Below are 15891 nucleotides of genomic sequence, written 5' to 3'. Positions count from 1 at the left end.
TACGCTGTTTTAATTGACTTCTAACCTAAAGGTGGATGCTGGTAAATTTTCGGAATTGACCAGATTAGCATCGGTAAAGGGTTGCCAACCATAATATACATATTCGGGCTTGTTTCGTGAACGTATCTCAACCGTATTCCCTTTTAAAGTAGTTGGCACTTCATGTTTCCCGTCCATAGAAAAGCCCCTGACTACCTTATTATCAGAAGTCTTTAAACCATTGGCAGTATAATTAAAAGCTATAAGGACTTTACCATTTTTATAGGTAGCTTCTTTGGGCAATGGTCCGGATGGCACGACTTTTTTACCATAAGGCATATGCAACGCCCATCGTGCCAATCGCTGCCCTACATCCCTTTTATTCGTGGGGTGCACATCGTTCTTAGCGCCGATATCACTTGAAACAGCCATTCCTCCATGCGCTATTTCGTTGATCATTATTCTTTGCTCATTTCTGAATACCGGCCAATATTTTGAATTATAGTGCGTTAAATCAATGGAAGAAAGCTGCACCCAATAAAAAGGCATTTTGGGCTGCTTCCACTGTTTACGATAATCCTTAATCATCAGTTTTTGTAATTCTGTATACTCCTTTACCCTTTCCAACTCTTGAGCGTTACTTTCCCCTTGGTACCATATAATTCCTTTTATTGGCATCTTGAATAGCGGTTCAAGCCCAGCTGAATAAGCGAATCCAGGTTTAAACGCATGGTTTGGACCAAGTTCATCCTTATGTATCACTTTGATCTTACCAACATTTTGTTGACCCCTTTCTCGAATCCATACGGGCAAAGCATTATTGTGTAACCAATTTCCTTTCAATTTTTCAGAGAACCGAGGATTACTAGCCATGGCATCGTGGCCAATAAAGGTTTCTATGGGGGCTCCACCGATAGACATATTAATCAGCCCAATGGGAATACGTTCGCTCTCAAGTAATTCCTTCCCAAAGTAGTATCCAACCGCACTCATCTGTTTGATGGAATTAACATCACTTTCCACCCAATTGCCCTTGTAAAAGTCTCTCTTTCTAAGTAGTTTTAATACCGAATCTGTAAAAGATTTGTTGAAAATGCCTTTACCGGCATAGGTCGGATTGTAATATCGAAGTAGCGGTTGATCAGCAAATTCTTTTTCTTCTTCAAAATACATTTCTTTGGCCATAGGCCATTCCATATTAGATTGACCAATACAAAGCCATACATCCCCGATTAGTATATTCTTCAGAAGTATCTTTTGTGATTCACTTTCTATTATGATTGATTGTGGGCTTGAATTCGCTATTTGCTTTTCAAAAAATATATTCCAAGTGGAGTCTTGCCTAACTCTGGTTTTATAACTTTCGTCTGCTAATTTCACCTTTACCATAGCTTCTGGCGTTCCTTTTCCCCATAGGTGTATGGGCTTATTTCGCTGTAGAACCATGTTATCGGTAAAAATTTCCGATACGTTTAATTGGGCACCGACTGAAGTGATACTTGTACTAAAGACCAGAAAGACCAATAAAGCAAGTCTCATTTCCTTAGGTTTTATCCTTAAAAATCAAACTAAAAATATATCCAAAAATAAAACAGGAAGCTACCCCGAAAAAAGCATACATTAAAAAGTTGATTTCGGTGAAAACACTTATATACCAAATTAAAAGGGCACTTACCACCAGACCCAACAACGTTCCTGTTGCATTGGCTTTTTTGGTCAACATCCCTAATAGGAACATACCTCCCAGACCTCCAGTGAAAAGACCTAGGTATCGATAAAATTGATCCCAAAGTGATTTGATATTGGAGCTCGCCATCCAAAGGGCCAATAACACGCCCAAGACCCCTGTGACAACAGTTGCAATTCTAGCGATTCGCAATAACTTCTTGTCTTTTACTTCCGGTCTAAAATGCGCGTGGAAATCATTACAATAGGCCGTTGACACTGAATTGAGACTGCTACTGATACTCGACATGGCGGCCGAGAAAATTCCGGCTACCAATAAACCTGAAACCCCAATGGGTAGCTCCCGGACAATATACCATGGAAAGATGGAATCGTTATTTGAAATAGCCGGGGACAACGCATTAGGCATCTCCGAATAGAAAATGAACAACAAGGTTCCCAAGCCAAAAAAGATAACAGTGGCCGGTAGGGTCAACACCGCATTTGTGTATAATGTTTTTTGGGAATTCTTAATATCGGAACTAGTCAGGAAACGCTGCACAATGGTCTGATCCGTACCTTGGGTAACCATGGCAGAAGCCAAACCACCGATAAAGACCACCCAAAAGGTCGATTCGGTAAAATCAAATTCCAGATTTGCAATATTGAATTTATCGCGTTCGGAAGCATAGGTAATCATATCGCCAAAAGAAGTTTCGGTATGCAACATAATCCAAACTACGGCCAAAACACTTCCTCCCAAAAGCACTATGACCTGTAAGACATCTGTCCAAATCACCGCTTCAATACCTCCAAAGGTGGTATATAGAATGCAGAGTACACCCATTATCAAAATACTGGTTGTTACGGGAATTCCAGTGACTATTGAAATGGCAAGAGATGGTAACAACAATACAATGCCTATACGTCCCAATTGGAACAAAATAAAGGACAGGCTACCAAAGGCACGTGCCAAATAATTGAAACGGTCTTCCAAATACTCATAAGCAGTACGTATTTTGAGTTTATTAAAAAATGGAATAAAAATAAATGCGATTACCGGGGTTATCAAAATAGCTGTAATATTTAGAAAAAAGAAAGACCAATCCGTAATAAAAGCCTTGGCAGGGATTGCCATAAACGTTATGGCGCTCAATAAGGTTCCAAAGACACTTAGACCTGAGGCCCACCATGGAATACGACCACCACCTACAAAGTAATCTTCCGTGGATTTTTGTTTGCGCATAAAATAAATCCCGATACCAAGCGAAATCAAAAGATAGAGTGCTAAAACCGAATAGTTGATGATACCGAACGGTTCAACGGCCTCTGCTATTTTGTATTTCAGGACTTTGGGTGTTCGTATTCCGGGGGATACTTCTCCGGAGATGATAATAAATTCATCGTCCTTTTTAAATGAAAGTGCGGTCACGGGAATTTGGTTGGGCAAATCATCGTACACGAACCATTTATTTGTTATGGAATTGTAGCCCAAAATTTCTTTCGAAAAGCCGGGATGGGTATTTAGGATTTCATCTCTTTTACCTGTTAACTTTGCAACTAGGGAATCGTTCTGCTCCTGGCCCAATTGCAAGGCCAAATTTTCCAGTTCATTGAACAATACCTCGTCGGAACCGCCATAGACCATCAGGTGCATGGAACCCATGGTTTCCGCTGAGGCTCCCATCAATACTCTTGGGGCACCATCAATCAAAAGGGCACCTTCGTTCTTCCAGACACCGTCCTTTAGATCGTAGGAAAGGTAATCGGTCAAAGCCTCTGACTTCTTTCCGGTGATTTGATTGCGTCCGCCGATGACGAAGAGTTTTCTTGAATCTTTAGTTTCTTGTACGGCGATTGCATGCAGCGCCCTCGGAGAACCCGGAAAATCGGGCAGTTTTTCCCAATTATTCTTCCCTTTCAAATTCATTCGATAGAATGAGTTGACACTTTCCTTATCATTCTTACCTCCTACCACATAAACAAAATCTTCTTCGACCACTGCTGCTGAATACGCCAAGGCTTCGGGTAAGGAAGGGTAGTCGGCAATACCGATATCTTTGGATGTAGGATCATACGTTATTAGAACTACCTGATCACTAGTTGTAGTTCCGTCTTCACCACCGATAATTAAAATACCTTGAGGAATGGACACCGAAGCTCCATAAGCGAGTGGCGAATGCAACGTCTGCCCAGACAACTGCCATTGATTATCTTTGAGTAGGTAAATCTTATCGCTATAGACTTTTTTACCACCTTTCCAAGGTAATCCTTCGGGGAAGTTCGCGCCACCAACTGCTATAATAACCTCGTCATGTACCCCACCCATCATACCCGCATACCCTAGGGAAGCCATTCCTTCTTCCTGGGCCGGCAAACTGGGTAATTCGGTAATCTTAAGTTTAGGAATTTCCTGACCTAGACCTACATTAACACAGATAAAAAGTAATGCTACTACGGTAATAATTTTTTTACTAATCATTTTCATCAACGTTAAACTTGGTTTTGAATCTAAGTCCGGTCGCTTCGCGAACACCTTTTTCAGTAAGATCCACTGGCACACAGGTAAACATCCATTTCCACGAATTGCCTCCGTGCGGTATTTTCAACAAAACCCTGTTCCAGCCTTTATCTAGGTTAATCTTTGTAGGTTCACGATAAAAATAATCCTCGTCTATAAAGGGTATTTCATCTGTTTTCACCCCTAAACTAGGCTGTTTCCATTTAGGCGGTTCTATTTCCTTTTTGTTTATCCAAATTTTAGGATTTGTGGTATGCCATTGCCCAATTTCTGGAAATGGCCCTCCTCGTCGCCCTCCCGAACGTGACCAACCTTGAAAACCAATCCAAAAATCCTGAACTCTAGCATCAGGAGAATAAATAGCTGTATAAGCGTAATAGGTGCCACTTTTTGTTTCGGTCAAAGCAGGGAATCCAAAAAAATGTTTCAAGTGAATTGTTCCTCCGACAATTGAATCTTTCCATTCATAGGTTCGGCCATCTATTTTGTAACTATCTTTTAATTCATTTTCCACAGGAAAAGTTCTTGACAAATCGCCTTTATGTTCAAATGGCCCAATAACTTTCCATTGAATATCCGATTGCCTTACATAAGGGAATTCCTTTCCTTCAAAAAATGCATCCCTATGTGCCAATACTTTGTCCTCGAATGTTTTAAACGCCTTAAATTCAGGCGTAACCATTGGGGGCAGTTTGGCCCAATATTCCTTATAATCTTCTTCTCTTCCGTTCCAAATGGCATCGGAATAAAAAACTATGGAAGGGTAAATGGGATTTTGCGTAAGGACATCCCTTTCATTTTCAATTCTGTTGTCTGGCCATGCGCAGAGTATCCCTCCTAAAGCCAATGAATCGCCCTTAGGCTGCCGACAAGGCTGTTGAAAATAGAGGCGCGACATGCCCGCAAAAGGGTCTAAATGGTTGATATAGTTGGCGCGTGAGTCTATAAAACGATGGTCTTCTTTTGGTGGGTGCTGCGCCCATAGTTGGTTGATAGACAATGAATCGGCGGCAAGGTTTATACCCTCTTTCCAAACGATGACTTCCCTTTTATGTGATTTAATTCGATCCATTATCTTCAAAATGAAATCGTTGGAAACATATTCCTCTTTATTCCTGACTTCATCGGTACCCATATGGATATAGGGCATTTCGATTTCATCTGCCAGCCCGCAGAGTTCATCGAACAGATCCAAAAGAATGGGTAATACTTTCGCATCTTTCATGGTGTCAATACCAAAGGCCTTTCTAAAGGCGGCCGTATGCCCAGGTATATCAAATTCCGGAATAACCGTGATATTTCGTTCTTTACAGAATGCAAGAATATCCTTAAAATCTTCTTGGGTGTAAAACTTGCCTTGTTGTCGGGAAAAAGCTCCATTCGATTGTAATTCAGGATATATTTTACTTTCCAAACGCCAACCCGGATCGTCAGTCAAATGCCAATGAAAAACGTTGAACTTATATTGGGACAAAACCTCAATCTGCTCTTTTAACTGTGCAATGGATTGAAAATTTCTTCCCGTATCGTGCATAAAACCCCGAATTTTAAACGTTGGCCAATCGCGTATGTCCAATACAGGAAAGTTGCCGGTATCCTTTGATTTTCTAAAAATCTGTTTTAGGGTTTGCACGCCATAAAACGCACCCTTTTCGGTAGAGGCTTTGATCAATACATTACTATCGATATGTAAACTATAACCTTCGTTATCCAGTTTATCGTCGGTATCGTCTTTTATAAAAGTAATTTTCAGGCCATCGTCATTTACAACAAAACCCTGCCTAAGAAAAAAAGAGTTCAAGTCCCTTGAAGCTTTGCGGAAAGCTAAAGTATCCATTGAAACTGAAGTAAATGAAAGTTCCTTTTGCCCATAGACCATTTCCTTTGGTGTTGGGATAATTGGAAATCTTGCAGCAATATCCGCATTACCCAAATTCTTCGTACACCCTAATGATAAAAGAATAAAAGGTATTAGAAACCAGATAATACGGCGTGGCTTCGAATTAATTGTCATACTCCTTGTTTCAATGATTTGGTATTCCCAGCAATAGTAATTCTATTTTTTCTTAGGTTCTTCGTACCTATCCTTACCGTCTGTTAACCATTCTAAGGAAAAGCTCGTAAACACATTCGCTGTATATTCATCTTTTTCAAAGAATAAACCGATATCACCATTCTTTAGGACGGTCAATGAAGAATAGGCTGAGGGTCCTTTATAAATTGTTTTGCCGTCAGACCATGTTTTACCCTCATCATAGCTCACACGAACCGTCATATTCTTACGTCCTTTTTCAGAATTGGCATTGGCAAACAGGAGTCGGTTATTAGTGTACCCATCTTTAATGGCTGTATATCGCACAATGCTTGCATTGCAGCCTGGGTCAGTTAATTGGGGTTCTGCTTTTGTCGTCCATGTTTTGCCTTCATCAGAAGACGTATGTATATATCTAACGCCTTTTTTATCATTGCCCCTCGCATTTACCATCCAACTTCCATCTACCAACTCAACTACTTTGGATTCATCTGCCGGGGCTATGGGTGTATCGATTAAAAACCATGTTTCGCCATGGTCATCACTGCCAAATAAATGCATGCCACTATTTAAGTTCACCATACAATGCAAGAGTTTCCCGTTACTTGTCTGTATTCCCCTGCCAGAGGTAATGAACTTAAAGTCTCCATGCCATTCAGGTTTCGCAATTTGCGAGGTTATATCCTTTGGTTCGCTCCAGGTCTTTCCGTTGTCTGCACTTTTCATAACGTGTAAATAATAAATATCCTTTTCGGTATCCAGATTCATATAATTATAAAACAAGAAGATTTCTTTAGTGATTTGGTCAACGATCATGGACGGGTCGGAAGCTGATTTTCCAAAGGGAAAATCGACAATAGATTCAATAACAGACCATGTTTTGCCATTATCTTCACTTCTTCGCATTACAATATTAATATCCTTGCTCCACTTTAAATCGCCACAAGAAGGTACTCGTTCGTCAATGGTCGCAATCAGATCCCCGTTTGGTGCAGTCACAATCGCTGGTATCCGGTAACAAGCTACGCTATCATTCGTACTAGCATTGAACAGATCATGAATTTGGATCATCCCATCGGAAATTTGATATGCTTTGTTTTGGGCGGAACATGATGTTATGATTAAAAGAATAATGAATGCTACAATACTATTTCTCATGTCTTTATTAATTTATTTAGATTCGATTTTTTCAAATGATTTCCAACACTGATACATAGCCCTTGGCACATGGAAACACCCTTTCCATTTCCCTCCTTTGAGATTGAGCAAAACCTCACCTTGTCTATTTAGGTAGCCATGCCATTCACCGTTTTCAGGGTCTGAAAAATGTGTCCAAGAATATATATGGACTTTTTTATACCAACTATAGATTCTTTCATCCTTGGTATGCTCATAGGCCTTGGCCAAAGCTACTAAGGACTCTAAATGCACCCACCAAAGTTTTTGGTCCCATTCCAATTGTTGGGGGGGATGGCCTTTGGCATCCAAGAAGTAATAAATACCTCCGTATTGGTTATCCCAACTGTGTTCTAAAATGTTGCGTATGGTTTCGGTAGCTTTTTGTATTAAATTTCGATCCTTTCTTCTCGCGCCAATATCGATCATAAACCACATAGCCTCAATGCCGTGTCCGGGATTTAGAAGTCGGCCTTCAAAACTATCATCGTGACTGCCATCGGGCAGAACGTTTTCATAAATAAGACCGGAATCCTTATCAAGGAATACATTCATTACTTCGTTGATGCTAAAGTCAATTGTTCTATCCACTTCTTCGGGATCTAGGATGTCTTCAAGCTCCAAAACCAAATTGGATAGTATCATTGGTAACGAAAAACCTTTTAAAGGTCTAGTCCCCGTATTCTTGGTATAAATACCTTTTGGGTTATCCTTTCTTTTAAGGATATTGTAGTAGGTTTGCTTCGCCAATTCCTTTATTTCTTCATCACCAGAGGCTATGGCGTACTGACTGAAAGCCATGGCAGCAAAGCAATCTGAGAAAATATTATAGGGTTGAACTAATGGCTTGCCCTCTTTTGTGGTTGAGAAATAGAAATCCCCATTTTTGTCCATTCCGTGGTTCACAAGAAAATCAATCCCTGATTTTGCAATATCCAACCATTTTTTATTTTCTTCCACCTTATTGTAAAGCATCGAAAAAGTCCAGGCTTGGCGACCTTGCAACCAAATGAATTTATCCGTGTCATAGACTTTTCCCTTGGTATCCAGGCAAGTATAGTATCCCCCATTCGTTTGATCCAAAGAGTTGTTTGTCCAGAAGGGAACAATATCATTAAGTAATGTCTCTCTATATAATTTTGAGTACTTCATCCTTAAAAATAATTAATGGAAACATTAAATTAGCACATATCATAAATTTGTAATATCTTGTAGATATTATCATTATGTCATACATAATACAAATATATTGATTTATGCTGACATTTTCAATTTTTAATTGTTTTACCAAAAGTTAATTAAATGGCAAAGCTCACCAAGCTAGAACCCCTATCAAATCTTTCCTTAGTTGATAAAGTTGAAATTCGTCTAACAGAATATTTCAAGGAGAATAATCTAAAAATCGGGGATCAGATTCCCAAAGAATTAGAGTTTGCCGAGGCATTAGGCGTTAGTAGAACAGTAATCCGGGAAGCCCTTTTAAGGTTAAGGACCATTGGCATGATCGAGTCTAAAAAGCGCAAGGGCATGGTACTTTCCCAACCGGACATTATTCAAAATTTTGAAAAAGTCCTGGAATCCAATTTATTAGGCGACAAAACACTTAAGGATATTTTTGAATTACGATTGATCCTTGAAATGGGAATGGCAGATCTGTTGTTTGCCAGAAAAACAGAAAAAGATATAGAGGAACTTTCCAGGATCGTTTCTCATGAAGATGATAACGGGCTAGATTCCACTATTTTTAGTTTGGAGTATGAGGTCGCCTTTCACGGAAAGTTGTATCAAATATCAAATAATAGCACCTTACAGCGCTTTCAGGATCTTTTGTTGCCTGTTTTTCAATATGTTCATGACCACATGTTACCAGACGCCAGCAAATTCAGGTATTCTGGAGGGAAATTCATTTCGCACAGAGATTTGTTGAACGAATTGATCGAAGGAACTCCGGAATCATTTAGAGTTGCAATGAGGCAGCATTTAGAACCACATTTTGAAAGGGTGCTTACTAGCTTCAAATCTTAACCTTCACAACTACTTTTTTTACCAAAGCGGGTTTTCCGATTTTTAAACCAGGCATATGAAGGTCATCAGGGAAGAAAATGACAAACATATCTTTCTTAAGTGAAACCAAAGAATGTTTTTCAGTGAACAATACAAAATCATCATTGGCATCGTATTCTTTAATTGCTTTTTGACCATCAAGCATCACAACGCCAACCTGCTCAAACCCTTCTACAATATATTGCACATCAATATAGTCACGATGTCCTTCTAAAAAGCTTTCATTTGCATTTTTGGTTTTATATTCATTTATCAGGGCAAAAATTGTATCCCCTTCAATTTCATAATTACCATTTCCCATTATACTGAAATCGGTATTCTGAATATAATCCAAGGCGGTTTTAATACGTTCGCTTATCCCCGTATAAAGACCGGCGTTTTCGATTTTGTCAATTATCATCTTAAGTTGGTCTGCAATAAAAAACAACTTGCAAAAAGCATTGCATTGATGTTGTTTATGAATTTTAGAAAATTGAGCTTATTTATTTGCTCATATAAGGGAGCAACCCAATGACATCAAGCTCACTTTTAATTTCAAGGTAAGCTTCAACATCTAAAGTAGTGTGTGGAAACCTGCTGGGACCACAATCAACACCCAAGGTTTTCAAGTAGCCTTTAGCCACACCGTTAAAACCTCCTTTACCGTTCAGAATATCAACGAACATCATGGCCTTGGTCTGTAAATCGGCTGCTGTTTTATGGTCATTACGCTCAAAAGCTTCTTTAATTTTATAATATAGGGGTGCCAAATGATTGTAGGTACTACCTACCCATCCTTTTGCCCCTAGTGGCAGGCTAGAGATGAATATCTCATCAACCCCGAAAAGTATATCGTAGGCATTGTCCTTAAAATCAAGGCAATATTTAAAATCTATCAAATCGTTTTTGGTAAACTTTAAGCCCGCAAAGTTTGGTATTTCGTTCGATGCGATTTTTAAAAAATCGATCATTTTAAGATGTGCACCGGACAAATCTGGAATATGGTAATAATAGAACGGTAGGTTTGGTGCACAAGCGGCTATGTTCTTACAATATTCCACTAACTTCTCAACCGTATTCAGTCTAAAATAAAACGGCGCCAATGTCGCGATGGCATCGACTTTATCCGCCGAATGTAAGGTAAGTTCCATGGCTTCCTTAAGACTTGTATGCCCTACATGATTAATAATGTAGAAATCATCAGGTCTTTTTGCAGACCATGCCTCTACAATCAACTTTCTCTCAGTACTGGACAATGATGCAAAGTCTCCAGTAGAACCATTAATAAAGGCACCAGCTACTTTGTTCCGTTTTAGAAATTTACCATAAACTTCAATTACTTCCAAATTCAACGAAGTGTCTTTATGCATTGGTGCATAAGTTGCGGCAATCAGATTTCTTAAACTCATAAATAAGTATTAATCGTATTAAAAGAAGTTGGTTAAAAGTAAAAGAGAGTTGAAATAACCGGGAACAACTCTCTTTCACAAAACTGTGCATCTTTTCTTAAATACACAACTCAACTCAAACTAACTCAAAACTAACTCAAAAACTATTTTACTTAATATCCAGGGGTTTGTTCCAAAGCAGGGTTTCTACCGATCATATCTGTTGTGATGGGCAATAGTAATTTAAACTCTTCGCCAGGACTAAGAAAACTAATATTGTCAAAAACAAAACTGCTTCCTGCCCTTCTCAAATCCCACCATCTTTTACCTTCTCCAATGAATTCCTTATAACGCTCATCAAGTATGGCATTGGCATTATCTGTCTGTGAACCGTTGGTATAACCATGAATGGCCTCTACATAATTTGCACCATACGCCCTTTGACGAATTTGGTTCATCTCTCCGGATGGATCCTCCCCCAACAAATTTTTTGCCTCTGCCAATAATAAAAGGATGTCGGCATATCTATATATTGGCACATCATTTTCAAAGATGCGTTCGGTACCATCAACCCGTCCCAAAAACTTGTTGAAAACAGAACCAAAATAAGCAGGCTCATTATACGTTGGGTAACCAGCCCCTCCGTTGTCATCTACATATAGCCTAATAAATGTTGCATCTTTGCGGCTGTCATCATTATCATCCAACAACAATATCGTCTTTTCAGATTGCCCGTATCTGTTAGCGCCGGCAATTACAAAATCGATCATAGAACTTCCCTTATCATTAAACTGAGGGTTGATTTCCGTACTTCTGCCCGTTAAACTATTATATATATTGGAAGCTTCGTCCCGCTTATATTGCAGGGCAAAAATGAACTCGCTATTTCCTTCATTTTCTACACCCCATAAACTGGAAATATCGGCTTCCAAACTTACCCCGAATGATGCAACTTGTTGCAAGGCTATTTTTGCCTCGTTGAGATCCGCGTTCCCGCCGCCCAACAAATTAGCAGACCAGATATAAACATCACCTTTCAAGGCCAATGTGGCCGCCTTGGACCAGAAATTCCTGCTATCTTCCCAAAAACTATCGTCTGATCCAAAAGCGATTAAAGAGGCTCCAATATCCGACTTTATCAAGCTCATCACTTCTGCCTGGGGTGATCGTGGCTTGCTTAAGTCAGAAGGATCAATAGCGCCTACAGGTTCTAAAATAATAGGGACAGCACCCCATGTTTTTAAAAGTGTATAGTAATATAGTGCTCTTAAGCCGTACGCTTGTCCAATTAAATGGTTCTTATCGTCTTCATTGACAAAAGATACATTTGGTGCATTTGCCAAGAAGTCATTAATTCTATGTATTCTGGTATATAAACCAGCCCATCCGCCAAAAGGTGCGGTGGCTTCCGTGAAATTGGATTCTATCAGGTTGGTGTTAAAGGCAGACTCATAAGTTCGTCCTCCCCAAATATCACTTCGCATCTCACCCAATAACCAAAAGTCTTGGGCGGATGATCTTAAGTTCGCATACAATCCCGTATGTGCTGTTCTTGCCCCTTCTTCCGTATCCCAGAAACCTGCCGTAGTCAATTCGCTGGGGCTTTCTAGTTCGAGCTCGCTCTCGCAAGCACTCAAAGCAAACGTAGCTAATAGTATATATATATATTTCTTCATTTTTATAAAATTTAAAATGTTAGGTTTAGTCCAATGGTAATTGTTTTTGGAACAGGAAATGCTCCATATTGCACGCCACCAATTTCTGGGGTATCACCGCTCATACTTTTAAAATAATGCAGATTAGATCCTGTTACATAAATACTGAGGCCTTTAATGGCATCATTAAAATATTCCGTTGGTACATTGTAATTTAAGGTTACTTCCCGTAACGCTAAATAATCACCTTTTTCCCAGAATTGTTCATTTCCAAAATTTTGCAAACTACTTTCAGATTCATTTCCTCTCCACACATTTTTTGCATCATTCACAAAAACCATACGTGGCCAATCGGTATCTGTATTAGTAGGTGTCCAGGACTCCAATACTTCTATGGGTTGATTCAGATTACCCTGTGTCTGCCCATACCCTTTGGCCCTAATATGGTTCCAAACCAAATGCCCGGTGGCAAAATCGGTCTTGACAAATAAACTGAAGTTTTTATAGTTTAAGCTCGTCGTTAAACCTCCAATGAAGTTTGGCGTGGTTCGTCCTATCACTTTCCTATCAAGTCCATTAATAACTCCATCGCTATTTTGGTCCACCCATTTCGCATCACCGGCCCAACGTTGATTGATACTCGCTGCAGGCATAAATTCATCGGTTATTGAGTTATCCGCATCAGCCTCGGCTTGATTGGCATAAATACGTTCTTGTTCAAAAGCTACGACAAGATCATTGCCCGATCGCTGTCCTTCCTGAAAACCACCTACCCATTCTTCTTCACCCTTGTTAGGGTTCCATATTAATTCCCCCCCTTGTCTATTCAAATCATTATCATTTTCTGGAAGATCTATTACATAATTCTTATTGGTGGTAAATGTGGCACCCACATTCCAGGTCAGATCTTCATTTCTAATGATATCCCCATTGACCTGTAGCTCAAAACCTTTGTTTCTAATGGTTCCGTTATTCGTTAATATACTACTGAATCCCGTATAGAAAGGCAAGGTAAGATCCGCGAGTTTATCTTTGATATCCCTTGAATAAACATCGGTTATAAACGTAAGCCGTTCATTAAAAAACGAGATATCCAAACCAACATTAAAGGTGGTTGACTTTTCCCATTGAAGATCCAATGTGGGCAAAAGGGAGTTGGCATAACCTGTTTGTCCGTTATAAACACCCTGACTGCCGTATGCTCCAAAAACACCATAATTGCTCAATACGTCCTGATTACCATTAACCCCGTAACTTAATCTTGGTTTTAATCTACTGACAACTTTACTTAATGATGAATCACTGAAAAAGTCTTCATTATGAACATTCCAACCTGCTGATACCCCTGGGAAAAAGTCAGTTTTATTGTTCCCTAACCGAGACGAACCATCATTTCTAAAGGTGAAACTCAATAAATATCTATTATCATAATCATACAGTAACCTACCAAAGGCAGAGGCAATAACATATTCTGTTTCAAAACTAAAAGGAATACCATCGGCTTCGGCTCCTGCATTCAAGGTTTCGATTAGATCTGTTGGTGAATTTCTTGTTCCCGCTGAAGTGGTAAAGAAATTATCCTTAAAATACTCTGCGCCGATCAAGGCGTTAAAATTATGGTTCCCGATTTTTTTGGTATAGTTCAAAGTCCCAGTTAACTGATTTCGTAATGTTCTTTCTAAGCTTACCGATGCCTCACGACCTGTACGTAAAGGACCTGTTGTGCTTCCTACCCTATAAGCCCTATTAAAGCTCTCGTTATGGTTATTGATGGTAAAATGGCTTCCGTCTACCGAGAAGATTAGGTTTTCCAAAATATTCCAGTCAATTCCCACCGAAGCGGATAAACGCTGTTCCAGATTTTTACGAACAAACTTGTCCTGATAATACAAGGGGTTACCAAAACCTTGGTTTTGACCTACGGCATATATATCGGAGAAAGTGCCATCAGGATTGTTGTCATAATCCCTTGAAGTAGGTGCTTGTCCCTGAAATCTTCTGAACACTGTATCGTCACTTCCTAAAGGACTTAAACTCAAGTTGGAATGTGAGTATAAGATATTGGAGTTTACTTTTAATTTGTCAGAAATCCTATAAGACCCCGTGAATTTACCTGAGTATCTTTTAAAACCCGACCCCAAGATCAGACCATCATTATCCAAAAGTCCAAGACCTAGATAATAAGTGCCTTTTTCGTTACCACCATCAAAGGATAAATAATGATCTTTTGTTTCACTATCTTGATATATACGGTCACCGACGTTTTTATTGTCATAAAACAGAATCTGCCGACTAGGATCCAAAATATCAGGAATAGAACTCCATCCCGGTTGATTTAAAAGATATTGATTATCAGCGGTTAGCAGTTGTGTGGTAAAGGGAGAATTCGTAGTGTTGCCACCTATTCCAAAAGAATTGTCCCCATTAATAAATTGACGAATAAAATTTGGGTTACCACGAGTCTGTTCTGAATAAGCATGACCTTGCCTATTATAATTCAAAAAATCCGCGGCGGTAAGATATTTTTGATCATCCCGCTCCTTATTCATACTGTACTTATACCTGTAATTAATGGAGGCTTTGCCAACCTTACCTGTTTTAGTGGTTACCAAAATAACACCATTGGCAGATCTTGCTCCATAAATGGCTGTTGCAGCCGCATCTTTTAGTACTTCAATTGATTCGATATCGTCAGAATTCAAAGCAAAAAATGAACCTGGTATACCATCGATCAATATTAAGGGAGAACCCGTGCCATCAAAATTGGTGCCCCCCCGTAGAACAATTTGGGGTGTAGCACCGGGTTGCCCCGTAGAATTCGTAACCCTTAAACCTGCAATTGTCCCTTGTAACGCGGTTGCCGCATTCGACCTGGTTGAAGTCTGGAGTATTTCAGTATCCAATTTAGAAACCGATGTGGTCAAAGTACCCCTTGTTTGGCTACCATAACCTGTAACAACAACTTCATCCAACATAGCAGCGTTTTCGGCAAGCGCTATATTGAGGGTAGTTTCATTAGAAACAGTAACTTCCTCTGAATTATATCCCAAATAGCTAAACACCAGAACATCGCCATTATTGGCATTGATGGTGTAGTTTCCGTCAAAATCGGTTTGGGTACCCGTGGTAGTTCCTTTTATAATGATGCTGGCCCCAGGCAAAGGGACATTGTCAGCCGCTGAAACTACAGTTCCTGTGATTGTCTGCTCTTGTCCATAACTTATTAAGGACACACTTAAGAACAAAATCAATACCAGATAATTGATATTAAACTTCTTTTTTCTCATACTAAATGTCTTTAGGTTGAATTAGTTGTGTATAATGTATTATGTATTACATAATGCAATATTAGGATAATATTTAATATCCTCCAAAATATTTTAAGGGATTTTTAACTTTTAACTAAAAAGAGCTCCCAATTAAGGTAAGATT

Annotated in this window: 10 protein-coding genes; 1 reads left to right on the top strand and 9 read right to left on the bottom strand. The window is 39.3% G+C overall.

What is annotated here, in order from left to right; all coding sequences use genetic code 11:
- Window positions 1–9: 9 nt before the first annotated feature.
- Genes HPE63_RS16065 through HPE63_RS16045 form a run of 5 tightly spaced genes read right to left on the bottom strand, consistent with a single transcriptional unit; the run spans window position 10 to window position 8525 of the window.
- Window positions 10–1518: a sialate O-acetylesterase gene (locus HPE63_RS16065; RefSeq protein ID WP_188315328.1), complete on the bottom strand. Its 1509-nt coding sequence runs from the start codon at window positions 1516–1518 to the stop codon at window positions 10–12.
- 4 nt (window positions 1519–1522) lie between these two features.
- Complete coding sequence (locus tag HPE63_RS16060; protein ID WP_188315327.1) at window positions 1523–4126, bottom strand: sodium:solute symporter family transporter; 2604 nt, start codon at window positions 4124–4126, stop codon at window positions 1523–1525.
- On the bottom strand, window positions 4119–6179 hold the full coding sequence (locus tag HPE63_RS16055) for a family 20 glycosylhydrolase (protein WP_188315326.1): 2061 nt from the start codon (window positions 6177–6179) through the stop codon (window positions 4119–4121). Before HPE63_RS16055 ends, HPE63_RS16060 begins: the two co-directional genes overlap by 8 nt.
- A gap of 42 nt (window positions 6180–6221) precedes the next feature.
- Complete coding sequence (locus HPE63_RS16050; RefSeq protein ID WP_188315325.1) at window positions 6222–7355, bottom strand: sialidase family protein; 1134 nt, start codon at window positions 7353–7355, stop codon at window positions 6222–6224.
- Window positions 7356–7367: 12 nt separating this feature from the next.
- Window positions 7368–8525 (bottom strand): AGE family epimerase/isomerase, encoded by a 1158-nt coding sequence (locus HPE63_RS16045; protein ID WP_188315324.1) that lies wholly within the window; start codon window positions 8523–8525, stop codon window positions 7368–7370.
- Window positions 8526–8675: 150 nt separating this feature from the next.
- Here HPE63_RS16045 and HPE63_RS16040 point away from each other — a divergent pair, with 150 nt between their 5' ends.
- Window positions 8676–9398 (top strand): FadR/GntR family transcriptional regulator, encoded by a 723-nt coding sequence (locus tag HPE63_RS16040; RefSeq protein ID WP_188315323.1) that lies wholly within the window; start codon window positions 8676–8678, stop codon window positions 9396–9398.
- On the opposite strand, the gene HPE63_RS16035 is transcribed toward HPE63_RS16040, so the two are convergent.
- The 4 genes from HPE63_RS16035 to HPE63_RS16020 form a co-directional block, all read right to left on the bottom strand.
- A complete protein-coding gene (locus tag HPE63_RS16035) occupies window positions 9388–9837 on the bottom strand; it encodes a YhcH/YjgK/YiaL family protein (protein ID WP_188315322.1) in 450 nt (149 codons plus the stop codon). The two genes, HPE63_RS16040 and HPE63_RS16035, sit on opposite strands and share 11 nt — an antisense overlap.
- Window positions 9838–9919: 82 nt before the next feature.
- On the bottom strand, window positions 9920–10825 hold the full coding sequence (locus HPE63_RS16030) for a dihydrodipicolinate synthase family protein (RefSeq protein ID WP_188315321.1): 906 nt from the start codon (window positions 10823–10825) through the stop codon (window positions 9920–9922).
- Between the two features lie 152 nt (window positions 10826–10977).
- A complete protein-coding gene (locus HPE63_RS16025; protein ID WP_188315320.1) occupies window positions 10978–12480 on the bottom strand; it encodes a RagB/SusD family nutrient uptake outer membrane protein in 1503 nt (500 codons plus the stop codon).
- Between the two features lie 11 nt (window positions 12481–12491).
- Entirely contained in the window at window positions 12492–15746 is a 3255-nt protein-coding gene (locus HPE63_RS16020; RefSeq protein WP_188315319.1) for a SusC/RagA family TonB-linked outer membrane protein, read from the bottom strand.
- Window positions 15747–15891: the final 145 nt, after the last annotated feature.

The sequence above is a fragment of the Maribacter arenosus genome (genome assembly GCF_014610845.1).
GTDB lineage: Bacteria > Bacteroidota > Bacteroidia > Flavobacteriales > Flavobacteriaceae > Maribacter_A > Maribacter_A arenosus.
This window is presented reverse-complemented; position numbering and strand designations above follow the sequence as displayed.

Coding starts and splice junctions, on each gene's coding strand:
- HPE63_RS16065 (WP_188315328.1), bottom strand. CDS start 1,518: ATGAGACTTGCTTTATTGGTCTTTCTGGTCTTTAGTACAAGTATCACT.
- HPE63_RS16060 (WP_188315327.1), bottom strand. CDS start 4,126: ATGATTAGTAAAAAAATTATTACCGTAGTAGCATTACTTTTTATCTGT.
- HPE63_RS16055 (WP_188315326.1), bottom strand. CDS start 6,179: ATGACAATTAATTCGAAGCCACGCCGTATTATCTGGTTTCTAATACCT.
- HPE63_RS16050 (WP_188315325.1), bottom strand. CDS start 7,355: ATGAGAAATAGTATTGTAGCATTCATTATTCTTTTAATCATAACATCA.
- HPE63_RS16045 (WP_188315324.1), bottom strand. CDS start 8,525: ATGAAGTACTCAAAATTATATAGAGAGACATTACTTAATGATATTGTT.
- HPE63_RS16040 (WP_188315323.1), top strand. CDS start 8,676: ATGGCAAAGCTCACCAAGCTAGAACCCCTATCAAATCTTTCCTTAGTT.
- HPE63_RS16035 (WP_188315322.1), bottom strand. CDS start 9,837: ATGATAATTGACAAAATCGAAAACGCCGGTCTTTATACGGGGATAAGC.
- HPE63_RS16030 (WP_188315321.1), bottom strand. CDS start 10,825: ATGAGTTTAAGAAATCTGATTGCCGCAACTTATGCACCAATGCATAAA.
- HPE63_RS16025 (WP_188315320.1), bottom strand. CDS start 12,480: ATGAAGAAATATATATATATACTATTAGCTACGTTTGCTTTGAGTGCT.
- HPE63_RS16020 (WP_188315319.1), bottom strand. CDS start 15,746: ATGAGAAAAAAGAAGTTTAATATCAATTATCTGGTATTGATTTTGTTC.